The organism is Lysobacter sp. Root690, assembly GCF_001427785.1.
GTDB lineage: Bacteria > Pseudomonadota > Gammaproteobacteria > Xanthomonadales > Xanthomonadaceae > Lysobacter.
Window position 1 is genome coordinate 614,536 of record NZ_LMHM01000013.1, and the last position, 21,350, is coordinate 635,885.

General features: G+C 68.2%; 19 protein-coding genes. 11 read left to right on the forward strand and 8 right to left on the reverse strand.

Going from position 1 to position 21,350, the window contains the following annotated elements:
• Positions 1 to 45: 45 nt before the first annotated feature.
• Both ASD86_RS14680 and epmB read right to left on the reverse strand, forming a co-directional pair.
• A complete protein-coding gene (locus ASD86_RS14680) occupies positions 46 to 2,136 on the reverse strand; it encodes an EAL domain-containing protein (RefSeq protein ID WP_056111790.1) in 2,091 nt (696 codons plus the stop codon).
• Between the two features lie 196 nt (positions 2,137 to 2,332).
• The gene (gene epmB, locus ASD86_RS14685) at positions 2,333 to 3,358 is read right to left on the reverse strand and encodes an EF-P beta-lysylation protein EpmB (RefSeq protein ID WP_056111793.1); all 1,026 of its coding nucleotides are present in this window, start codon (positions 3,356 to 3,358) and stop codon (positions 2,333 to 2,335) included.
• A 290-nt stretch (positions 3,359 to 3,648) separates the two neighbouring features.
• Between epmB and efp the strand changes: the two genes are divergently transcribed.
• The 8 genes from efp to ASD86_RS14725 all read left to right on the forward strand — a co-directional run bounded on the left by efp (position 3,649) and on the right by ASD86_RS14725 (position 12,193).
• Positions 3,649 to 4,215, forward strand: coding sequence for an elongation factor P (gene efp / locus ASD86_RS14690; protein ID WP_056111797.1), 567 nt, complete (start codon positions 3,649 to 3,651; stop codon positions 4,213 to 4,215).
• 278 nt (positions 4,216 to 4,493) lie between these two features.
• On the forward strand, positions 4,494 to 5,834 hold the full coding sequence (locus tag ASD86_RS14695; RefSeq protein WP_056111799.1) for a TRZ/ATZ family hydrolase: 1,341 nt from the start codon (positions 4,494 to 4,496) through the stop codon (positions 5,832 to 5,834).
• 168 nt (positions 5,835 to 6,002) lie between these two features.
• Positions 6,003 to 6,782 (forward strand): bifunctional 2-polyprenyl-6-hydroxyphenol methylase/3-demethylubiquinol 3-O-methyltransferase UbiG, encoded by a 780-nt coding sequence (ubiG, locus tag ASD86_RS14700; RefSeq protein ID WP_056111802.1) that lies wholly within the window; start codon positions 6,003 to 6,005, stop codon positions 6,780 to 6,782.
• Positions 6,779 to 7,489 (forward strand): phosphoglycolate phosphatase, encoded by a 711-nt coding sequence (gene gph, locus ASD86_RS14705; protein WP_056111803.1) that lies wholly within the window; start codon positions 6,779 to 6,781, stop codon positions 7,487 to 7,489. Before ubiG ends, gph begins: the two co-directional genes overlap by 4 nt.
• Positions 7,471 to 8,229, forward strand: a complete 759-nt coding sequence (locus tag ASD86_RS14710) for a hypothetical protein (RefSeq protein ID WP_056111806.1) — start codon at positions 7,471 to 7,473, stop codon at positions 8,227 to 8,229. The genes gph and ASD86_RS14710 overlap by 19 nt, the downstream gene beginning before the upstream one ends.
• 89 nt (positions 8,230 to 8,318) lie before the next feature.
• Positions 8,319 to 9,254 carry a GTP cyclohydrolase FolE2 gene (folE2, locus tag ASD86_RS14715; protein WP_056111809.1) on the forward strand — a complete coding sequence of 312 codons (936 nt, stop codon included), beginning with the start codon at positions 8,319 to 8,321 and terminating at the stop codon, positions 9,252 to 9,254.
• A gap of 315 nt (positions 9,255 to 9,569) precedes the next feature.
• Positions 9,570 to 11,336 carry a diguanylate cyclase gene (locus ASD86_RS14720; RefSeq protein ID WP_162253669.1) on the forward strand — a complete coding sequence of 589 codons (1,767 nt, stop codon included), beginning with the start codon at positions 9,570 to 9,572 and terminating at the stop codon, positions 11,334 to 11,336.
• Positions 11,333 to 12,193, forward strand: coding sequence for a hypothetical protein (locus ASD86_RS14725; protein ID WP_056111815.1), 861 nt, complete (start codon positions 11,333 to 11,335; stop codon positions 12,191 to 12,193). Before ASD86_RS14720 ends, ASD86_RS14725 begins: the two co-directional genes overlap by 4 nt.
• A gap of 171 nt (positions 12,194 to 12,364) precedes the next feature.
• Here the strand turns inward: ASD86_RS14725 and ASD86_RS14730 are convergent, their stop codons facing one another.
• The 3 genes from ASD86_RS14730 to yidD are packed head-to-tail and all read right to left on the reverse strand — an operon-like array spanning position 12,365 to position 14,846.
• Positions 12,365 to 13,258: a M23 family metallopeptidase gene (locus ASD86_RS14730; RefSeq protein WP_056111818.1), complete on the reverse strand. Its 894-nt coding sequence runs from the start codon at positions 13,256 to 13,258 to the stop codon at positions 12,365 to 12,367.
• Complete coding sequence (locus ASD86_RS14735) at positions 13,255 to 14,586, reverse strand: dihydroorotase (protein ID WP_056111821.1); 1,332 nt, start codon at positions 14,584 to 14,586, stop codon at positions 13,255 to 13,257. The genes ASD86_RS14730 and ASD86_RS14735 overlap by 4 nt, the downstream gene beginning before the upstream one ends.
• Positions 14,571 to 14,846 carry a membrane protein insertion efficiency factor YidD gene (yidD, locus tag ASD86_RS14740; RefSeq protein ID WP_056111825.1) on the reverse strand — a complete coding sequence of 92 codons (276 nt, stop codon included), beginning with the start codon at positions 14,844 to 14,846 and terminating at the stop codon, positions 14,571 to 14,573. The genes ASD86_RS14735 and yidD overlap by 16 nt, the downstream gene beginning before the upstream one ends.
• A gap of 357 nt (positions 14,847 to 15,203) precedes the next feature.
• On the opposite strand from yidD, the gene dksA reads away from it, so the two are divergent.
• Entirely contained in the window at positions 15,204 to 16,316 is a 1,113-nt protein-coding gene (gene dksA / locus ASD86_RS26005; protein ID WP_082578358.1) for an RNA polymerase-binding protein DksA, read from the forward strand.
• Between the two features lie 345 nt (positions 16,317 to 16,661).
• The gene (locus ASD86_RS14755; protein WP_056111830.1) at positions 16,662 to 17,000 is read left to right on the forward strand and encodes a hypothetical protein; all 339 of its coding nucleotides are present in this window, start codon (positions 16,662 to 16,664) and stop codon (positions 16,998 to 17,000) included.
• Positions 17,001 to 17,112: 112 nt separating this feature from the next.
• On the opposite strand, the gene ASD86_RS14760 is transcribed toward ASD86_RS14755, so the two are convergent.
• Genes ASD86_RS14760 through cysS form a run of 3 tightly spaced genes read right to left on the reverse strand, consistent with a single transcriptional unit; the run spans position 17,113 to position 20,227 of the window.
• Positions 17,113 to 18,369, reverse strand: coding sequence for an MFS transporter (locus ASD86_RS14760; RefSeq protein WP_056112773.1), 1,257 nt, complete (start codon positions 18,367 to 18,369; stop codon positions 17,113 to 17,115).
• Between the two features lie 38 nt (positions 18,370 to 18,407).
• Positions 18,408 to 18,857 (reverse strand): SufE family protein, encoded by a 450-nt coding sequence (locus ASD86_RS14765; protein WP_056111833.1) that lies wholly within the window; start codon positions 18,855 to 18,857, stop codon positions 18,408 to 18,410.
• The gene (gene cysS, locus ASD86_RS14770) at positions 18,854 to 20,227 is read right to left on the reverse strand and encodes a cysteine--tRNA ligase (RefSeq protein WP_056111836.1); all 1,374 of its coding nucleotides are present in this window, start codon (positions 20,225 to 20,227) and stop codon (positions 18,854 to 18,856) included. Before cysS ends, ASD86_RS14765 begins: the two co-directional genes overlap by 4 nt.
• A 313-nt stretch (positions 20,228 to 20,540) precedes the next feature.
• Here cysS and ASD86_RS14775 point away from each other — a divergent pair, with 313 nt between their 5' ends.
• Positions 20,541 to 21,014, forward strand: coding sequence for a hypothetical protein (locus ASD86_RS14775; RefSeq protein ID WP_082578359.1), 474 nt, complete (start codon positions 20,541 to 20,543; stop codon positions 21,012 to 21,014).
• The last annotated feature ends 336 nt before the right edge of the window (positions 21,015 to 21,350 follow it).

The window sequence follows — 21,350 nt, forward strand, 5'->3', positions numbered from 1 at the left end:
CCGGCCTTACCCCGAATCACGAATCCCCAATCACGAATCCCGGCCTCACTGGAAGTCGTAATCCATATCCGGCCCCGCCGCTGCCAGGAAGTGGCCCTGGGCGTAGTCGATGCCGGCGGCGAACAGCAGGCTCATGCTGGCCGCGTCCTGGACGAATTCGGCCACGGTCTGGCGGCCCAGTTCGCGGGCTTTTTCGGCGATCTCGCGCACGCGCTGCTGGTGGTCGGGGTTGGAGGTCAGATCTTCCATGTAGCTGCGGTCGATCTTGAGGAAGGCCGCGTCGAAGTGGGTCAGCAACTGGAACGAGTTGAGGCCGGCGCCGAATTGCTCCAGACCGACGCGCACGCCGTAGTGGTAGACGCGCGACTGGAATTCCTGCGCCGCGCGCAGGTTGGTGAACACTTTCGATTCGGACAACTGCAGCACCAGCAGCTTGCCGTCGGCGCCGTGCTTGGCCAGTTGCTCGACGATGTGCTGCTGCAGGCTTTCGTCCTGCAGCGACGCCTGGGTGATCTTGACCAGCAAGGTGGTCTGGCGGCCCTGGCGCATGCGCTCGCCGATCACCTGGATCGCCTTGCCCACCACCCAGCGGTCGATTTCCCACAGCAGGCCGTGTTCCTCGGCGATCTGCAGGAACGACAGCGGCTGCACCAGTTCGCTGCTGTCGTCCGGGCCGAGGCTCTGCATGCGCAGGTAGGCCTCGTACATCTCGATCGGCTCGCCGTGCAGGTTGATCAGCGGCTGGTAGTTCATGACGAAGCGGTCGGCGTCGAGCGCGTCGCGGATGCGCGCGACCCAGGCGGCGATGCGCTCTTCCTCGGCGCGGTCGACCGCGCCGGGATCGAACAGTTCGGTGCGGTTACCGCCGATATCGCTGGCCGACTGCAGGCACTGGCTGGCCTTGCCGAGCACGGCGGTGACGCTGGCGATCTTCTCGCCGATCTGCACGCCGCCGACGCTGGCGGTGGCGCTGAGCGAGAGGTGGTCGGTTTCCAGCACCCGTCCGGCGAAGGCTTCGCGCAGCTTGTCGGCCAGTTCGGAGGTGTGGGAATGGTCGCTGTGCAGGGTCAGCACCGCGAATTGGTGTTCGCCGAAGCGCGCGGCGATGTCGTCCGGGCCGATCGCCTCGCGCAGGCGCTCGCCGCAGGCCTTGATCAGCTGGTCGGCCTGGTCCAGGCCGATTTCCTGCAGCAACTGGTTGTAATGATCGGGCTCGATCAGCAGCAGGCCGTGATGGGCCGAGTTCTGCGCCGCGTCGGCGACCGCGTCCTCGAGCGAACGCAGGAAGGTCGCGCGGTTGAACAGGCCGGTGACCTGATCGCGCTGCCGCATCGCTTCGACTTCGCGCGCGAGCTCAGGATCGATCTCCTGGCGGCGCAGCACCACTTGAAGGCATTGTTCGCCTTCGTAGGTGGCCGCGGTGAACTCCATGACCGCCGGGAAGGCGTTGCCGTCGAGCGCGCGGGCCTGGGTCTCGTAAGTCGGCGGCGGCGCGTCGCCCTTGCTGAGCTGCTTGAGCAGTTGCTTGAAGCCGTCGACTTGGCTCGGCGCGACCAGGTCGAGCAGGGACATGCCCTCGATGTCCTCGAACGATTCGAAGCCGAAGATATCCAGGTACGCGGCATTGGCGCGGATGTGCATGCCCTCGTGGATATAGGCGATCGGATCGCGCGAGGAATCGATCAGCGCGTCGCAGCGGCGCTCGGTCTCGCGCACCTGCGCTTCCAGGCGGCGCAGCGAGCGGCGCGCTTCCAGGTCGGCCCATTCGGCGCGCACCACGTTCTGCAGATGCACGATATTGGAGCGCAGGACCACGCCGCGCGCGCCGATCTCCATCACCGCGAGCAGGGCGGCTTCGTCGACGGTCTCCATCAGCACCAGCACCGGCAGGTCCTTGCCGCTGGCGTCGACGCTCTGCATCAGCTTATGCATCGAGACGTTGCGCGAATTGCGCGCGGCCAGGACCAGATCCGGCGGATGCTGCAGGATCAGCGCGGTCAGTTCCTGTTCGTTTTCCGGCCGCGTGGGCCGTACCGCGATGCCGCTGTTGCGCAGCGCGCTGACGATGGCTTCGGCCGCCTCGACGCTGTCGTCGACGATCAGCAAGCGCAACACCATGTCTTTGCCGAATTGCATTGACCACCTCCGTGGGCCGGTTTTATGACACGAAGCGCCGGCCTCGTCCATGTAAGGACGAAAATGTGTGACCCGTTGTTGGGTTCGATTACGCGGCCGATGCGCTTTGCCGGCGCATGTGCTTGCGCCCGCGTGCGGTCATCGGACCACGCCCCCGATCGAACTCAAAGCATCAAACCCCAGACAGATTACAACCTTACAACGGACGCTTGCCCGGGTCGCCTGCCACTTCTCGCACCAGCTTGGGCACGAGGTAGCCGGAGATGCGCGCGGCGAGCCGGCGATGCAGCGCGCGCGCGGCGGCGTCGTCGATTTCGAAATGGGCCGAGCCCTGCACGCGATCGAGCTGATGCAGGTAGTAGGGCAGCACGCCGGCGGCATAACTGCGCTCGCTCAGCGCGGTCAGCGCCTCGACGCTGTCGTTGACCCCGCGCAGCAGCACCGCCTGATTGAGCAAAGTGGCACCGCTCGCGCGCAGGCGCTGCATCGCGGCGTCGACATCGGCGTCGAATTCGTTGGCGTGATTGGCATGCAGCACGATCGCCACCGGCCAGGGCAGGGCGCGCAGCCATTGGGTCAGCGCGGCGTCGACCCGCTCGGGCAGCACCACCGGCAGACGGGTGTGGATGCGCAGGCGCTTGATGTGGCCGACCTGGGCCAGGGCCTCGCTGAGTTCGGCCAGCTTGGGGGTGGCCAGCGACCACGGGTCGCCGCCGGACAGGATCACCTCGTCGATGTCCGGATCGGCGGCGATCGCCGCCACCGCCTCGCGCCAGCCGGCCGCCGCGGCGGTTTCCTCGGCGTAGGGAAAGTGACGGCGGAAGCAGTAGCGGCAATGGACCGCGCAGCTGCCGGTCGCGATCAGCAGGGCACGGCCGCGGTATTTGCGAATCACCCCGGCGCCGGCCTTGGCCGCGCCGTCGCCGACCGCGTCCAGGCTGAAGCCCGGCATCGGCCGCATCTCGTCGTCCAGCGGCAGGACCTGGCGCAGCAGCGGGTCGTTCGGATCGCCGTGGCGCATGCGCGCGACGAAGCCGCGCGGCACCCGCAGCGGGAACTGGGCCGCGGCCGCATCGCTGATCGCCAGGCCGGCCTCGCCCAGGCCGAGCAGGGCCAGCAGCTCGCGCGGGTCGCGGATCGCATCGCGCCACAGCGCCTGCCAGCGCGCGGGTGCGGCGGCCATGGGGGCTGGGTGTAAGGCGAGTGGTGCAGCAGGTATCATGCAGGGCTAGCCTTCAGGGTTCCGAATGCCGTCATGGGTTTCGGCGCCCGGGTCCCGACCACGCGGTGTACCGCTGCGGACGGGGCCGGCGCAGCCCGACATTCTAGCCTTCCGTCGCCGCACCGGCGGTCCGGGCGAGCCCGACCCCGGCGCTCCACCGACCCCCGTCGCCGCCGCAGGCCGGTCCGGGCGCGCGCCGCCACGACGGCCAGCGGCAGCCTGCGGACCCCACGGTCGCGGACCACCGGCACCCTTATCGCCTCAATCTCTCATTTCGCAGGAGTTTCAGCATGGCCAGCCTAGGCATGAACGACGTCAAGACCGGACAGAAGATCCTGGTCAACAACGACCCGTGCATCATCACCGAGACTGAGTACGTCAAGCCGGGCAAGGGCCAGGCGTTCACCCGCATCAAGTACCGCAGCATCAAGTCCGGTCGCGTGGTCGAAATGACCATGAAGGCCACCGACAACGTCGAGCAGGCCGACGTGGTCGACACCGACATGCAGTACCTGTACTCCGACGGCGAGTACTGGCATTTCATGAACCAGGAATCGTTCGAGCAGGTCCAGTCCGACAAGGCCGGCATGGGCGGCGCGGAGAAGTGGCTCAAGGGCGAGGAAGAGTGCGTGGTGACGCTGTGGAACGGCGTGCCGATCGCGGTCCAGCCGCCGAACTTCGTCGAGCTCAAGATCACCGAGACCGACCCGGGCGTGCGCGGCGATACCTCGGGCGGCGGCGGCAAGCCGGCGACCCTGGAAACCGGCGCGGTCGTGCGCGTGCCGCTGTTCGTCGGCCAGGACGAGACCATCAAGGTCGACACCCGTTCGGGCGAGTACGTCAGCCGGGTGAAGTGACCCGCTGTTGATGGCGTGTCGGCCCGTGGCCGCCGTACGCGGCCACGGCTTTGCCGATGCGTCATCCCCGCGAACGCCCGGGCGACCAGCCCGGGCCGGGCGAGCGCAAAACCCGCAGACCCGACGCAATGCTTTTCGCTTCGAATCATTAGCTTCACCCGCGCCGCCGCGAACCTTCCTCTCCCGGCGTCGCCCAGCAGTAACCGGCGCATGCCAGCTTGATCGCCGGTTCGCCCGCGCCACGCGCCGGGCTTCCTTACACCCGCATCGAGACGCGCATGACGACCGAGAACGCCCCTCTTCCCTGCGACCTGTTGATCGAAGCGGGCTGGGTAGTCCCGGTCGAACCCCACGCCGTCGTCCTCGAAGACCACGCCGTCGCGGTCAAAGCCGGCGTCATCATCGACATCCTGCCCATCGCCGACGCCCGCGCGCGCTACGCCGCCGCGGAAACCGTCAGCCGCCCCGAGTCGGCGCTGATCCCCGGCCTGGTAAACGCCCACACCCACAACCCGATGACCCTGCTGCGCGGGATCGCCGACGATCTGCCGCTGATGCAGTGGCTGCAAGGCCACATCTGGCCGGTCGAAGCGGCGGTGATCGGGCCGCAGTTCGTCGAGGACGGCATCACCCTGGCGATCGCCGAGATGCTGCGCGGCGGCACCACCTGCGCCAACGAAAACTATTTCTTCCCCGACGTGCAGGCCGCGGTCTACAAGCGCCACGGCTTCCGCGCCCGGGTCGGCTTGCCGGTGATCGATTTCCCGACCGCCTGGGCCAAGACTTCCGACGAATATTTTGATCGCGCCGGCGAGGTCCACGACCTGTGGCGCGACGACGCGCTGGTCGCGACCGCGTTCGCGCCGCATGCGCCGTACACGGTCAGCGACGCCAATTTCGAACGCGTGCGCATGCTGGCCGATCAGCTCGACCTGCCGGTGCATCTGCACACCCACGAGACCGCGCAGGAAATCGCCGACTCGATCAAGCAGCACGGCCAGCGCCCGCTGGCGCGGCTGGACCGGCTGGGCCTGGTCACCGACCGCCTGATCGCGGTGCACATGACCCAGCTCACCGACGCCGAGATCGAGTTGTGCGCGCAGCGCGGCGTGAGCGTGGTGCATTGCCCCGAATCCAACCTCAAGCTGGCCTCGGGCTTCTGTCCGGCCTGCAAGCTGCACCACGCCGGGGTCAATCTGGCGATCGGCACCGACGGCTGCGCCAGCAACAATGACCTGGACATGTTCGGCGAGACCCGCACCGCGGCGATCCTGGCCAAGGCCGTCGCCGACGACGCTTCGGCGCTGGACGCTTTCACCTCGCTGCGCGCGGCGACCCTCGGCGGGGCCAAGGCGCTGGGCTTCGACACCAAGGTCGGCTCGATCGAGATCGGCAAGCAGGCCGACCTGGTCTGCGTCGACCTGGGCCAGATCGAGACCCAGCCAGTGCATCACGTCGTCTCGCAGCTGATCTACGCAACCGGCCGGCATCAGGTCGGCGACGTGTGGATCGCCGGCCGCGCCAGGCTGCGCGAGCGCCGGCTGGTCGACATGGACACCGCAGCGCTGATCGCCAACGCGCGCCAGTGGCGCGAGCGGATCGCCGCGATCAAGCGTTGAGCGCGGATCGCGAAGAGAACGCAAACCACGACGACAAACACGTATCGCGCGGCGTCATCGCGTCGCGTTAACACCGCCGCCGATGCGCTTGCCTCACACTATCGGCCCCACCTCGACACCTTGCGCGACCCGTGCGCAGGCGCTCGACGGACACCACGAGCAGGACTCATGAGCGCAGCCAGCAACGCATCGACTTCCTCCGGCGATTCGTCCGGCACCGGCGCGAGCCACGACAATTTCAGCCAGGCCGAACTCGACAAGTTCGGCGCCCTGGCCAACCGTTGGTGGGACCCGCAAGGGCCGCAAAAACCGCTGCACGCGCTCAATCCGGTCCGCCTGGACTACGTCGCCCAGCGCGCCGCGTTGCGCGGTGCGCAGGTGCTCGACGTGGGTTGCGGCGGCGGACTGCTCAGCGAGGCCCTGGCCGGCGCCGGCGCGCAGGTCAGCGCGATCGACCTGGCGCCCGAGTTGATCAAGGTCGCCAAGCTGCATCGGCTCGAGACCGGCGTGTCGGTGGATTATCGGCTGCAATCGGTCGAATCGCTGGCCGAAGAGCGGCCGGAAAGTTTCGACGCGATCACGTGCATGGAAATGCTCGAGCACGTGCCCGACCCGGCCGCGATCGTGCGCGCCTGCGCCAAGCTGCTCAAGCCCGGCGGCCGCCTGTTCGTGTCGACCCTCAACCGCACCCCGGCCGCGTTCGCGCTGGCGATCGTCGGCGCCGAGTACCTGACCCGGCTGGTGCCGAAGGGAACGCATCAGTACCGCGACTTCATCAAGCCGTCCGAACTCGCGGCTTGGTTTCGCGATACCGGGCTGCAACTGGAAGACGTCAGCGGCCTGATGTACGAGCCGTGGCGCAACACCGCGCGGATCACTTCGCGCACCGAGATCAATTATCTGGCCTGCGCGTTCAAGCCGGACGCCAAGCCGGAATCGGGCGTATGAGCGCGGCGGTCGCGGCCGACGCCGCCGCCAAGCCGGCGCAGGCGTTTCCCAAAGCAGTGCTGTTCGATCTGGACGGCACCTTGCTCGACAGCGCGCCGGACATGCTCGCGGTCGCCAACCTCATGCGCGCGCAGCACGGGCTCGGTCCGATGCCGCTCGACGACTTGCGCGCGCACGTGTCGAAGGGTTCGCGGGCGATGCTCGGCGCGGCCTTTCCGCACGTCGATGCGAGCGAGCGCGACGGCTGGGTGCAGGAGTTTCTCGATCTGTACGAACGCGAGCTCGGCCTGCACGGCGCGCCGTTCGACGGTGTCGAGCCGATGCTCGCGGCGCTGGAAGCCGCCGGCCGGCCGTGGGGCATCGTCACCAACAAACCCGAATACCTGGCGCGCAAACTGATGCCGCTGCTGGGGTGGGAAACCCGCTGCGCGGTGCTGATCGGCGGCGACACCCTGGCGGTGCGCAAGCCCGATCCGCTGCCGTTGACCGTCGCCGCGCAGCAGATCGGCATCGATCCGGCCGATTGCGTCTACGTCGGCGACGACGAACGCGACATTGTTGCCGCGCGCGGCGCCGGCATGGCCTCGGTGGTCGCGCTGTGGGGCTATCGGCTGGCCGAGGACGACCCGATCGCGTGGCGGGGCGATGTCCTGATCGACGCGCCGTCAGACCTGATCGAGGCAGGCGCATGGCCGGCGACGCGATGAGCGCGACCGCGGCGCCCGCCGGGGACGAGCAGGCGCTGCACGATTTCGCCGGCAAATGGCGCGCGCGCTGGCCGGAATGGTCGGTGGCCGAAGTGTTCGTACCGCGCACCCAGCGCGCCACCGCGGTGGCCTGGGCGGCGTTGCAACAGGAACTTACCGATGCCGCCTGGGGCGGCAGCGACGCCTTGCCCGGCGAAGCCAAGCTGGGCTGGTGGATGGAAGAGCTGCAGGGCTGGAGGCAGGGCCGCCGACGTCATCCGTTGGGGCTGGCGCTGCAACGTCAGGCCGCTCCTTGGCAGGTATTGGCCGTGGCGCTGCCGGCGTTGCGCGACAGCCGCGAGCGTCCCGGCGATCGCGGCGAAGCCTTCGATCATCTGTTGCCGGTCGCCGAGGCGATCGCCGCGATCGACGCGGCCCTGTTCGAACCGGTGCCCGGGCAACTGGCCGAAGCGGCGGTGCCGGCGATCCAGTCGTCGCTGCTCGAAGCCCGGCTGGTGCTGCAAGGCGACGCGGCGGTGCCGCTGAGCGTGGTCGCGCGCGCGATGGCGCGGCCGGGCGAGGGCGCGGCGGCCGAATGGAGCCGCGAGCTGCTGGCGCAATGGCCTGATCGCGGCGGCGCGACCGTGCCGCGGCGGCTGTGGACCGCGCTGGCGCATACCCGTCTGCAGCGTGGCGACGCGGCGCGACCGCTGTCGCCGTGGACCGCGTTGCTGGCGGCCTGGCGCGGCGCCCGCAACTGACCGTTGCAGGGCCGGGCAGGGGGCCGCCGGCCCCGGCCGGTAGAATGGCCTTCGTTGCGTATCCCCCACGCGCCCCCATCTTCGTCGCCGTGACTACATCTCATCTGCCCAACCGCTCGACCCTTCCCGACGTCGCCTTCGACGCCGCCGCCGCCGCGCGTCCGCTGGACTGGGTCGGCATGGCCAACATCGCGCTGCCGCTGCGCATCGCCAGTGCCGACGGCGGCGCGATCCAGGTCGCGGCCTCGGTCGACGTGTCGGTCGACCTGCGCGACGCCAATGCGCGCGGCATCCATATGTCGCGCATGTACCTGCAACTGCAGAACGCGTTCGCCAGCGAGAGCCTGACCCCGGCCGGACTGCGCCGCGTGCTGCAGGGCCTGGTCGACGGCCAGGGCGGCATTTCCAGCGCCGCGCGGGTGGTCCTGCGTTACGAACAATTGCTGCTGCGTCCGGCCTTGGCCAGCCAGAACGCCGGCTGGAAACGCTACCCGGTCGAGATCGACGCGCGCCTGATCGACGGTCACCTGCAACTGGGCCTGCGTTTCGCTGTCGAGTACTCCAGCACCTGTCCGGCCTCGGCGGCGCTGTCGCGCCAGCTCAACGCCGAACGTTTCGCCGCCGATTTCGCCGCGGTGCATCCGCTGTCGCCTGCGGTGGTCAGCGACTGGCTCGCCTCCGAGCGCGGCCTGGCCGCGACTCCGCACGCGCAGCGCAGCCGCGCCGACGTGCGGGTCGAGCTGCGTCCGGCCTTCGACGAACTGCCGCTGACCGCGTTGATCGATGCGATCGAGCAGGCGCTGGGCACCCCGGTGCAGACCGCGGTCAAGCGCGAGGACGAGCAGGCCTTCGCCCGCCTCAACGCCGAGAACCTGATGTTCTGCGAAGACGCCGCGCGCCGCGTCGCCGCCGCGTTGGCGCGCGATCCGCGCATCGAACGCTTCGATGCGCAGGTCTCGCACTTCGAAAGCCTGCACGCGCACGATGCGGTGGCCCGCGTCACCGGCGAGGGCGCGCGCGACTGATCCGCGCGTCCGGCGGTGCGCGCCGGCGGCTTTAGCCAGAGCCATGGGTCGAGACGGGACCGCCGGCGGCGAGCCGTGTGTCTCGCCGCGACTTTGCATTGTCGGTCGCTTGGCTCGGCGCAGCGTCCGCAATGGACCGAAATGCCACGCGTCGGCGATGCGAAGCGGTAGCCGACGATGCCGCGCGAATGCGGCAAGGCACGCAACCTGGCGCGAAGGCGCAGACCCAACACCGAAAGCGTGACGGCCCCCTCCATCGGAATGCGCGGCCCTTGGGCTATGCTCGGGTCAGCAGACTTAATGACCGGAAGGGGCATGGGGAAACCCTGGCGTCGTGGCTGGCAGAGCCTATTGGTTCTGCTGGGAATGTGGGTGGTGGCGGCGATCGCGTCGGCGCAGGCCGTAAGCCTGCCTTCGGTGGCTCAGTCCGCATCGCAAGCCGCGCCCTCCGGTCACCTTCCGTACGATCCCTCCGGTTACCGTCCCCCGTCGCTGAGTCTGGCGCGGCTGGGGCAGGACCCGGTGCCCGCGCGCGTGCTCGGTGGTGAATTCGACAGCCGCTTCGAAGCAGTGTCGGGTCACGAAATCTGGGCGCCCAAGCGTCAGCCGGTGTGGTGGCGGGTCACGCTCAATGAGGACGTGGCCGCGGTCGATTCGCCGCAGCTGACCATCAACCGGCCGTACCGGCGCGAGATCGAGCTGTGGCGCCCGGGCGACGGCGTGCCGCTGCGCCGTTCGATCTACGGCCCCGACACCGATTACAACCATTCCACCCGGATGATCGTGTTCCCGTTGTCGCACGGGCTGCGCAAGGGCGATTCGCTGTACCTGCGCGTGCTCGCCACCGACGTGCTGCCGTCGGACGTGCTGATCCAGCCGCTGGCCAAGGTCCAGCGCGAGGACATGCTGCATGTCGGCCTGCGCAGCGTGGTGCTGACCGCGATGGGCGTGGTCGCGGTGCTCGCGTTCGGGTTCTGGGCCGGCCTGCGCGAACGCGGCTATGCCTACCTGGGCCTGACACTGGTGCTGCAGATCCTCACCCTCACCGCCGACGGCGGCGAGATGCGGGTGATCCCGTGGCTCAATCAGATCGCGCCCGACAGTCGTACCAACATCGTGCTCAACACCGCCGCGGTGCTCGCCAGCATCCGCTTCCTGGTGTTCTTCCTCGGCTTGCGCACAACCCAGCCGAAGGTCGCGCAGATCCTCGACTGGCTCAGCGTCTCGCTAGGCGGCCTGCTGCTGGTGTCGCTGTTCCGCACCTGGAAGTACAGCGCGCTGTACGGCAACCTCAACCTGCTGCTGGTGATCGCGCTGGTGCTGTACTGCGCCGCGGTCGCGGTGTGGCGGCGCCAGCGCGAAGCCTATTTCCTGCTGCTGGCGTGGTTGCCGCTGATGTCGCTGCTGGTGGCCCTGGTCGGCGCGCACCATCAGTGGTGGCCCGAGTACCACTGGCTCGAATACGCGTTCCCGGTCGGCCTGGCATTCGGCGGCCTGGGCTTGCTGCTCGGTCTGACTTCGAAGCTGCAGCAGCTGCGTCGCGACCGCGACACCGCCAACCGCCTGGCCACCTACGACAGCCTGACCGGCGCGATGACCCGCGCGGCGATTTCGCAAAGCCTGCGCAGTGCGGTCGAGAGCGCGCAGCGTTCGCGCCGGCCGTTGTCGGTGGTGTTCTTCGATATCGATCACTTCAAGCGCATCAACGACGAACACGGCCACCGCGTCGGCGACGAAACCTTGCGCATCGTCTCGCTGCGCACGCGCAACCGCCTGCGCGCCTACGACCTGTTCGGCCGTTACGGCGGCGACGAGGTGCTGGTGGTGCTGGCCGATACCTTCCTGCGCGATGCGGTGCGGGTCGCCGAGCATCTGCGCGAATCGGTCAGCGGCAGTCCCTTGTCGATCGACGGACGTTTGTTGCCGGTCAGCCTGAGCCTGGGCGTGGCCGAACTGCTGCCCGGCGAAACCCCCGAGCAACTGCTCGAACGCGCCGACGCGGCCTTGTACGCGAGCAAGTCGGCCGGTCGCGACCGGGTCACCGGACACAGCCCGGAAACCGTGCGCGAGGTGGTGACGTGACCCCCGACGGCGCCGGATCGGTCGCGGTCGCCGCGGCGCAATTGCGCACCGGCGATCTGCTGCTGATTCGTCGGCGCGGCGACCTGGCGGCGTTGACCGCGTGGTTCGGCGACAGCGATTACGACCATGTCGCCTTGATCGGCCGCGCCGGCTGCGTGCTCGAATTCGCCGCCGACGGCGTCACCGAGCCGGGCTTGAACGATTATCTGCGCGCATCCGACCTGCTCGTGGTCGACGCGCGCCGGCCGTTGGCGGCGCATGGCGAGGTCTTGCAGGACAACGATCGCATCGCGGTGCTCGCGCATGCGCTGTCGCTGCGCCGGCCGCATTTCGCCGGCGATCCCTTGCGCGCGCTCGGCGTGCTCGCGGCCTTGCGCGAACGCGAACTGCCGCCGCAGCCGCCGTTGCGGCGGGTGCTGCACGAAGCCTTGCTGCGGGTCGCGCGCAGCGGCGCGGAGGCGATGACCGCGAGCGAATTCGTCTACCGCTGCTTCGCCGAAAGTCCGGTGCAGCCGCGCGGGCGGCTGGCGCCGCAGTTGCTGCCGTCTTCGCCGCGCGCGCTGGAGTTTCCGTCGATCGACTGGGCGGCGTTGTGGTTGCAGATCGCGCCCTGGTTGCCCGAAGAGCGACGCGAGCTGCCGGATTTCGAAGGCGATGCGCCGATCGATGCGGCCGCGCTCGAACAGGCCTTGATCGCGGCGCGTTCGCGCCTGGGCCTGTTGTCGCGCGGCGCGGGCTTGCTGGCCGCGGCGCCGCGCGCGGCGAGTCCGAAATGGCTGCGCTTGCGCGAGCTGGAATTGTCGCCCTCGCAGCAGCCGTTGGTCCGGTTGTTCCAGGCGGCGCAATCGACCGATTGAGCTGCCGCACGGACTCAAGTTGCCGATCGCGTGGCTTTGGCGGCAGATAACAGCGCCTGCTGGCTGTGGTTTTTCGCGACGGGTTTCAGCGCCGGCAAGCAACTTCAATCGTCCGCGTAAACGCGAAGTCGCGGCGTCATTGCGACCGCGGCGATTCGCCGACACAGCAACTCAAGGCGAGGTCTTGCCCGCCTGCGTCGCCTGCGCACGTTCCAGCATCAGCAGCGGATCGATCCGCACATCGAACCAGTTCATACCCCAATGCAGATGCGGCCCGGTCGCGCGGCCGGTCGCGCCTACCGCGCCGATCACCTGGCCCTGCGTCACCCGTTCGCCGACCTTCACGTCGATCCGCGACATGTGCAGAAAATTCGAACTCACGCCGTGGCCGTGATCAAGCAACACCGTGCCGCCGGTCAGGTACAGATCTGGCCCGACGAAGGTGATCACGCCCGCGGCCGGGGCCTTGATCGCGGTGCCGGTGGGCGCGGCGATGTCCATGCCCGAATGGCCCGAGCCTTTCTGGCCGTTGTAGACGCGCTGATTGCCGAAGCGGCCGCTGATGCGGCCCTGCACCGGCCAGATGAAGGCCTGGGCGAAATCGGCGCGGTCGTCGTCGCGCGCGCGCGCGGCCACCACCTGCGCCTGTTCGCGCTCGATCCGCGCGGCGATCTCCGGCGGCGGATTGACCGTTTTGGGCGGCACGCCGTTGATGTATTCGGTCGGGAAGTCGCGTTTGGTCACCGCGATGCTCGCGGTCTGCGCGCGGCCCGGCACGATCTCGACCTGCACGCTCAGCGGCCCCGTCGCATCGCGACCCACGCCGAACACGACGGTGCCGTAAGCGGTAGTGCGCAGCTGGCGTTCGCCGTAACGCACCACGCTGCCGGGCGGCACCTTGCCGATCACTAGCCCGCCTTGCGATACCGCCGAAGGAAACACGATTCGCGCATCGGCCGGCGCGGGCGCCGCGAGCGGCGACGATGCCTGAGCAAACACGGGATGGACCGGCGACAGCAGCACCGTCGCGGCCAGCGCCGCGAGCGCGGTAAAACCCAACCTCATCGAGCAAACGCCAATCGCTGTCCGTTGGGCGCGCCGACCAGCGACATGCCGTCCCAGGCCAGTACGCCGTTGACCCAGGTCGAGGCGATGCGGCTGTGGAAGGTGCGGCCTTCGAACGGCGACCAGCCGCACTTGGACAGCACGTCCTCGCGTTGCACGGTGTACGGCGTGTCGTCGATCAACACCAGGTCGGCGGCATAACCTTCGCGCAGGAAGCCGCGGTTTTCCACTTCGAACAGCTTGGCCGGCGCGTGCGCGAACTTGTCGACCACCTGGGCGGTGGTCAGACGGCCTTCGTGGACCAGTTCCAGCGCGGCATTGAGCGCGAACTGCACCAGCGGCAGGCCGCTCGGCGCCGAGGTGTAGGGGCGGGCCTTTTCTTCCAGGGTATGCGGCGCGTGGTCGGTGGCGAGCACGTCGATCACGTCTTCGGCGACCGCGCGGATCAGCGCCTCGCGGTCGGCCGGGTCCTTGATCGCCGGGTTGCACTTGATCAGATGGCCGAGGGTTTCGTAATCCTCGCGATCGAAGCGCAGGAAGTGGATGCAGGTCTCGGCGGTGATGCGCTTGCCTTCGATCGGGCCGGCCTGGAACAAGGCCAGTTCGTCGGCGGTGCTGATGTGCAGCACGTGCAGGCGGGTGTTGTGCCTGCGCGCCAGCGAGATCGCCAGTTCGGTGGATTTCTTGCAGGCCTCGCGCGAGCGGATGTCGGGATGGAAGCGCGCCGGGATGTCGTCGCCGTACTTCGCCTTGTACACGGCGAGTTCGGCGTCGATCATCGGCGTGTCTTCGCAATGGGTGATGATCGGCGTGGGCACGTCGCGGAAGATCGCGTCGAGGGTGACCGGATCGTCGACCAGCATGTTGCCGGTCGAGGCGCCCATGAACACCTTAACGCCCGGCGCGGTGCGCGGGTCCAGCGACTGGATCGCGGCGAGGTTGTCGTTGCTGGCGCCCAGGTAGAAGCCGAAGTTGCCCCAGGCTCGTCCGCTCGCGCGGCGGTACTTGTCTTCCAGCGCGGCGGCGTCGAGCGTCGGCGGGCTGGTGTTGGGCATGTCCATGAACGTGGTCAGGCCGCCGGCCACCGCCGCGGCCGACTCGGTGGCCATGTCGGCCTTGTACTCCAGGCCCGGTTCGCGGAAATGCACCTGGTCGTCGATCATCCCCGGCAGCAACCGGCGGCCGCGCGCGTCGACCACGGTTTCGCCGCCGCGCGCGGACAGGCCGGCGCCGATCTGGCCGATGCGGCCGTCCTCGATGCGCAGGTCGCCGTCGTATTCGCGCCCCTCGTTGACCAGGCGGGCGTTGACGATCAGTGTCGATGACATGAGTGGTTTCCAGGCTCGGAGGAGGGCGGGTCGGAGGATGGATCGAGCGGCGGCACCGGATCAAAGCCGCCCGGATGCAGAGGATGGCAGCGGCCCAGTCGCTTGAGCGTGAGCCAGCTGCCCTTGAGCGCGCCAAAGCGCCCGATCGCCTCCATCGAATAAGCCGAACAGCTCGGATGGAAGCGGCAACGTTGGCCGAGCAGCGGGCTGATCCAGCGTTTGTAGCCGCGAAGCAGGGCGATGAGCAGGCGGTCGATCACGTTTCCTTAATGCCGGCATCGGTAGTGACGGATGCGGGGACTCAATGTCGCAAGCCCCGTTGCAGCCGCTATTTTACGCCGCGATCGGCCGGTTGTCGGTGTGGTTGCCGCAGGTGTCGCAGCAGGGTATAACAGCGCGCTTTCCCCAAACAAGGCAAGTGCAAGACGAAGGTCCGCGGCGGCTTGGAAGCCAAGCTGCCGTGCTGCGCGGACCGGGCGAAAACCGGCGATCGGCCGGATTTCACTTGCGGTCATCGAACGCATGTGCATTTGATGGCCGGGTGGGTCATGCTTGACCCGCGATGCTTCCGGATCGCATCCGGAGGCGCCCTCAGGGAATAGAAGGACAAGCCGCTCGTGGCAGTGAAAAAACCTGCGAAGAAGGCCGCCAAGGCCGCCAAGAAGACCGCCAAGCCGGCTGCGAAGAAGGCGGCCACGCCTGCGGCCAAGCCCGCGTCGAAGAAGGTTGTCTCCAAGAAGCCGGTGGCGAAGAAGGTGGCGGCCAAGCCGGCCCCCGCCAGCAAGGCCACAGCGAGCAAGGCGGCCAAGCCGGCGCCGGCGGCAAAGAAAGTCACCCCGGCGCCCGCCAAGGCGGCCGCGGTGAAGAAACCGGCGGCGGCGCCAGCGGCGAAGAAGCCAGCGGCGCCCGCGGCGAAGAAGGCGCCGCCCGCGCCGTCCAAGCCGGCGACAGCGAACAAACCCACGGCGAGCAAGGCCAGCGGAACAAAGAAGCCCGAGCTTAAAAAAGTTGAAGTGAAAAAGCCCGAAGCTGTGAAGCCCGCAGCCAAGCCTGCCGACAAACAGCCCGCCCCGCCCAAGCCCGCCAAGGCGGCTTCGACGGGACCGGCCGACAGCATCATCTCCGACCAAAGCAAGAACACAGTGACCCAACCAGTATCCAGCAAGACACCCGCGGCCAAGCCCGCGACAACGACCCCCGCCCCGGCCACGCGCCCGGCCGGCAAGGTCGCCGTGGCCATTACGGCCAAGACCCAGCAGACGCCCGCGCCCAAGACCAAGGTCAAGGTCGTGGCCTACAAGAACGATCCCGCGACCGGTCGTCCGATCGTGCCGGACGGTTACAAGCCGACCTCGGACGAGGAGTACATGAGCCCGTTGCAGCTCGAGTACTTCCGTCAACGCCTGCTGCAATGGCGTACCGACCTGGTCGAGGAATCCAAGCAGACCATCGAGAACCTCAAGGACGAAGTGCGCGACGTCGGCGACGAAGCCGAACGCGCGACGCGTGAGACGGAGAACTCGCTCGAACTGCGTACCCGCGACCGCTATCGCAAGCTGATCAGCAAGATCGACAGCACGCTCAAGCGGGTGGATTCGGGCGATTACGGTTTCTGCGTCGACACCGGCGAAGAAATCGGCCTGGAGCGCCTGGAAGCGCGCCTGACCGCCGAACGCACCATCGACGCGCAGGAGCGTTGGGAGCATTTGCAGAAGCAGATGGGCGATTGATCCCTCGCTTCGGTTCGTAATCCGGATCGATGCCTATGAGAGCCCCGCGCAAGCGGGGCTTTTTTGTTTGCTGGGGTGAGCGAAAGGCGAAAAGCGAATCCCCCTCGGTCCCCCTTTTACAAAGGGGGAAGACAAGCAGTGCAGTGTCGGGCGCCAACCTAGGTCTTGGGCGAAGCCCGCATCCGAACCGAAGCCAGCGCGAATCAACCCAGAAATCGCTGACTTCAAGCCCCTGGTTGAACCGGCCGAAATCCCCCCCCCCTTTGCAAAAGGGGGGGCAGGGGGGGATTTGCTTCTGCCCGCCCGCCCTATAGCGTAGCCACACCCCTCTCGCGCGAACCCACCATGGAAGGCTTCCTGCTGCTCCTCATCCCGATCCTGGCGATCGGCCTCAACTTCGGCCTGTGGCGGTTGTCGCGCGGCTACACCCGTTTCGCCGGCGCGGCGATGTTCGTGCTGCTGAGCGGATTGATCGCCTCGCCGCTGATCGGCGTGCTGTGCTGGGAGGCGAGTCAGTTCGAACGCAGCTTCGGCAACACCCAGGGCGATGCGCTGGTATCGGTCGCCGCGGGCGCGTTCAATGCCGCGCTGGCCCTGATCGGCGCGATCGCCGCGGCCGCGCGCAAACCGGTCGCGCCGAAGCGGGCGTCGAACGATGAACGCGTCAGGTTGCGCAGCGACTGAGTCGTGGGCCGGCGACGCGGCCCACGCGAGTCGATGCGGGCGGCGAGCAAGTTGAAGATCGCGCGCGGATCGGCGCGCAGCGACCGCCCGAATCGAACCCGCGCCCGCACCGCTACTGCAAATCGCGCAAATCCAGCCGTCGCAGCTTCGGCGCGAGTTTCGCGGTCGCGCCGACCACGGCCAAGGTCATGCAGCCGCCGAAGATCACCGACGGCACCAAGCCCATCAGCCTGGCCGCCAGGCCCGATTCGAACGCGCCAAGCTCATTCGACGAACCGATGAAGATGCCGTTGATCGACGACACCCGCCCGCGCATCTCGTCGGGCGTGGACAGTTGCAGGATGGTCGAGCGCAGCACTACCGACACGCCGTCGCACATGCCCGACAGCATCAGCATCGCTGCCGACAGCCAGAAATCGCGAGACAGGGCGAAGCCGATGATGCACAGGCCGAACCCGGCCACCGCGTACAGCAGCAGGCGGCCGGCGTTCTTCTGCGGCGGCCGCCGCGCAAGCCACAGGCCCATCAGCACCGCGCCCGCGGCCGGCGCCGCGCGCAGCACGCCGAGCGCTTCGGGCCCGTAATGCAGGACGTCGTGGATGAACGCCGGCAGCAGCGCGACCGCGCCGCCGAACAGCACCGAGAACATGTCCAGCGCCTGCGCGCCGAGTACGACCTGATTGTTGAACACGAAGCGCAGGCCTTCGCCGATGCTCTTGAACACCGGTGCGCGCTCGGCCTGCGGCGCCGGCTCGCTGACCCGCAGGGTGATGATCGCGATCGCCGCGGCCAGCGCGAACCCGGCCGCGACCAGATAGGCCGAAGTCTTGCCGCCCCAGGCGATCAGCGCGCCGCCCAGCGCCGGCCCCAGCACCAGCCCGGTCTGCATGACCACGCTGCTGACCCCGGCGCCGCGCGCGAAATGCTCGCGCTTGAGCACCCGCGCGAACAGCGACATGTACACCGGCGACAGGAACGCACGGACCACGCCGTTGACCGCGATCGCCACGTAGATGGTCAAGGTGTCGAAGCCGAAGCCGCCGGTGGGCAACACGCCGCTGGCGACGCCGGCCAGCACCAGCGTCGTCACCAGCAAGCCGTTGCAGGCGAACATGCCGAGCTTGCGCCGCGGCAGGTGATCGACTGCATAGCCGGCGAACAGGGCGAAACAGAAATACGGAATGACCTCGGTCAGGCCGATCAGGCCCAGCGCGAACGGGTCGCGGGTCAGTTCGTAGATGTGCCAGCCGACCGTGACCGCGACGATCTGGTACGACAGCATCGCCAGCAATCGGTACACCAGCAGCCCGGCGAAGCCGGGGTTGCGCAGCAGGCGCAGGGCGCTGATCGGTGGTGGGTTGGCGGCGATCGTGCCGTTGGTGCCGGTTTCGCTGGCGCCGTCGTTGCTCACAGCCGGCGCTGCGCTTGCTCGCGAATGAAGGCCAGCAGCGAGGCCAGGCCGTTGCTGCGGGTCGGCGACAGGTGCTTGGCCAGGCCGATGTCGGCGATGTAGTCGGCCGGGCTGGCGACGATCTCGGTCGCGCTGCGGCCCGAATACACGCGCAAGGCCAGGTAGATCAGGCCCGAGACGATGGCCGAATCGCTGATCGCGTGGAAGGTCAGCCGCTCGGCGTCGCCTTCGACCACGATCCAGACCATCGACTGACAGCCGAGCAGGCGATGCTCCTCGGTCTTCCACTCCTCGGGCAGGTCAGGCAATTTTCGGCCGAGGTCGATCAGGTACTGATAGCGCTCGGACCAGTCGCCGAAGAACGCGAATTCCTCGCGGATCGCGGCCTGGGCTTCGGCGGCGCTGGCTTCGATCGGGAACGGCGAGATGATCGTGACCTCGCTCATCGCGAACGCTTCCAGCGCACACCGGCCGGCGTGTCTTCCAGCAGGATGCCTTCGTCGGCGAGTTGCTGGCGGATCGCGTCGGCGCGGGCGAAGTCGCGGTCTTTCTTGGCCTGATTGCGTTCGTCGACCAGGGCCTGGATGCGCGCGTCGTCGCCGTCTTCGCTGGCGCCGGCGAACCAGGCGGCGGGGTCTTGCTGCAACAGGCCTAGGGCCAGACCGGCGCCAATCAATTCGTTCTTGAGCCGCGCCTGCTCGGCTGGATCGGTCGCTTTGCGCGCTTCGCCGGCGATGCGCGCCAGCTCGGCCAGCGCACGCGGCGTGTTGAGGTCGTCCTCGAGCGCGGATTCGACACTGTCGGGGATCGAGATCGCGCCCGCATCCACGCTCGCCAGATCGCGCAGCGTGCCGTACAGCCGTTCCAGCGTGCGCTTGCTCTGCTCGATCAACCCGTCAGACCACTCCAGCGGCTGCCGGTAATGCGCCGACAGCAGCGCATAGCGCAAAGCTTCGGGCGAATGCTCGGCGACCAGGTCGTGGACCTTCTGGATGTTGCCGATCGACTTCGACATCTTGCCGCCGTCGAAGTTGAGCATGCCGTTGTGCAGCCACCAGCGCGCGAACACCTTGCCGCCGTGCGCGCATTCGCTCTGCGCGATCTCGTTCTCGTGGTGCGGGAACTGCAGGTCGACGCCGCCAGCATGGATGTCGATGGTTTCGCCCAGGTGCGCGGCGGCCATCGCCGAGCATTCGATGTGCCAGCCCGGGCGGCCGCGGCCCCACGGCGAGTCCCAGCCCGGCAGGTCGCCGGTGGAGGGTTTCCACAGCACGAAGTCGCCCGGATCGCGCTTGTACGGCGCGACCTCGACCCGCGCGCCGGCGCGCATGTCGTCGATGTCGCGGCGCGAGAGCTTGCCGTAGTCGGCGTAGCTGCCGATCGAAAACAGGACGTGGTTGGCGGCTTCGTAGGCGTGACCGCTGTCGATCAAACGCTCGATCATCGCCACGATCTGGCCGATGTGGCCGGTCGCGGTCGGTTCCAGGTCGGGCGCGCGCACGCCGAGCGCCGCCATGTCCTCGCGGTAGGCGGCGGCGAAGCGGTCGGTGATCGCCGCGATCGGCACCCCCTGTTCGGCCGCCGCGGCATTGATCTTGTCGTCCACGTCGGTGATGTTGCGCGCGTAAGCCAGGGCGCCATAACGTCGCCGCAGCAGGTCGGCGAGCACGCCGAACACCACCGGGCCGCGCGCGTTGCCGATATGCACGTAGTTGTAGACCGTGGGGCCGCAGACATACATCGTCGGACGTGCCGGATCCAGCGGGACGAAGGCTTCGACCTGTCGCGACAGGCTGTTATAGAGATGCAGGCTCATGGATAGGCGGCTTGGGGTCGGGTTCATTCTAGCGGGCCGCGCGGGCCCGCGTCCGCGATCGAGCGGCCGCGACGGCCGATCCGCGCAATGCGGCCGCCGATTCGCCATCGCCGGCAAGGCTCAAACTCCGATCGAGGCCCGGGCCGCGGCGGGAACAAGCCGCGCAAGCGCGCGCGAAAGCCGAGCGCGCGGTCGCAATCACCCACGATCGAGGTGCTTGCAAGGCCCGGACGGACAGGGTCTAAAGGCGGGATTCAGGCCATTAGCGGACACTGCTCTTACACTTTATTCACGAATCCACTCCGCGAGCCCGATGAACCGAACCGTCCTGCAGGTCTCGATCCTGGTGCTGGTCAGCGCCGCGGCCTCGCTGTGGACGGTGCCGGCGGCGGCGCAGCAGCACACCACCGTGCTGCAGGCCGAGAACGTGCGGTTCGACTACGCCCAGGTGCTGCGGGTGACCCCGATCTACCAGACCCTGCGCGCGACCACGGTCGAGCAACAGTGCGAACCCGAGCCGGCCGACAAGGCCGATTCGCGACTGTCGCGGGTGGTCGGCGCGGTGCGCGAGGCCCTGGGCCGCGAGCGCGATCCCAAGCCCAGCACCGGCGAAAACTGTAAGCCGGTGCCGGTGGAGCGCGAATTCCGCCGCCCGATCGCCTACGACGTGGACTATGTCTACAAGGGCAGCCGGTTCCGCTCGCGCCTGCCCGAGGACCCGGGCAACAAGCTCAAGGTCCGGGTTGCGGTGACCCCGGTGATCACCCCGATCAGCACCTCGCGTTGAGCGCTCAGCCGCGCTCGGCCCCCGGCCCAGGTCGCGTTTCCCGATTTTGCGGCTTGCGCCGTGCCCCCACCCATGCGAGCATTCGCGGCCTCATGAACCCGAACTACGCCGACGCCGACGTGCTGACCTCTGCCTACATGGCGGCGGGAATGACCTCGCGTGCTCGTCGACCGTTGCCCTGCCAATCAGCTGGGTGACGGCCCGCGCCGTCGTTCGTGTAACAAGCCGCACACACGAAAAGCCCAGCCTAGCGCTGGGCTTTTTTGTTTTTACCGCCGGGATTCGGGATTGGGGATTCGAGATTCGTAAAGCAGCACTACGACTCTTGATCGTCCA

What these genes read in the sequence shown, in the direction of transcription:
- ASD86_RS14680 (WP_056111790.1), bottom strand. Translation starts at nt 2,136, where the DNA reads ATGCAATTCGGCAAAGACATGGTGTTGCGCTTGCTGATCGTCGACGAC.
- epmB (WP_056111793.1), bottom strand. Translation starts at nt 3,358, where the DNA reads ATGATACCTGCTGCACCACTCGCCTTACACCCAGCCCCCATGGCCGCC.
- efp (WP_056111797.1), top strand. Translation starts at nt 3,649, where the DNA reads ATGGCCAGCCTAGGCATGAACGACGTCAAGACCGGACAGAAGATCCTG.
- ASD86_RS14695 (WP_056111799.1), top strand. Translation starts at nt 4,494, where the DNA reads ATGACGACCGAGAACGCCCCTCTTCCCTGCGACCTGTTGATCGAAGCG.
- ubiG (WP_056111802.1), top strand. Translation starts at nt 6,003, where the DNA reads ATGAGCGCAGCCAGCAACGCATCGACTTCCTCCGGCGATTCGTCCGGC.
- gph (WP_056111803.1), top strand. Translation starts at nt 6,779, where the DNA reads ATGAGCGCGGCGGTCGCGGCCGACGCCGCCGCCAAGCCGGCGCAGGCG.
- ASD86_RS14710 (WP_056111806.1), top strand. Translation starts at nt 7,471, where the DNA reads ATGGCCGGCGACGCGATGAGCGCGACCGCGGCGCCCGCCGGGGACGAG.
- ASD86_RS14720 (WP_162253669.1), top strand. Translation starts at nt 9,570, where the DNA reads ATGGGGAAACCCTGGCGTCGTGGCTGGCAGAGCCTATTGGTTCTGCTG.
- ASD86_RS14730 (WP_056111818.1), bottom strand. Translation starts at nt 13,258, where the DNA reads ATGAGGTTGGGTTTTACCGCGCTCGCGGCGCTGGCCGCGACGGTGCTG.
- ASD86_RS14735 (WP_056111821.1), bottom strand. Translation starts at nt 14,586, where the DNA reads ATGTCATCGACACTGATCGTCAACGCCCGCCTGGTCAACGAGGGGCGC.
- ASD86_RS14755 (WP_056111830.1), top strand. Translation starts at nt 16,662, where the DNA reads ATGGAAGGCTTCCTGCTGCTCCTCATCCCGATCCTGGCGATCGGCCTC.
- ASD86_RS14765 (WP_056111833.1), bottom strand. Translation starts at nt 18,857, where the DNA reads ATGAGCGAGGTCACGATCATCTCGCCGTTCCCGATCGAAGCCAGCGCC.
- cysS (WP_056111836.1), bottom strand. Translation starts at nt 20,227, where the DNA reads ATGAGCCTGCATCTCTATAACAGCCTGTCGCGACAGGTCGAAGCCTTC.
- ASD86_RS14775 (WP_082578359.1), top strand. Translation starts at nt 20,541, where the DNA reads ATGAACCGAACCGTCCTGCAGGTCTCGATCCTGGTGCTGGTCAGCGCC.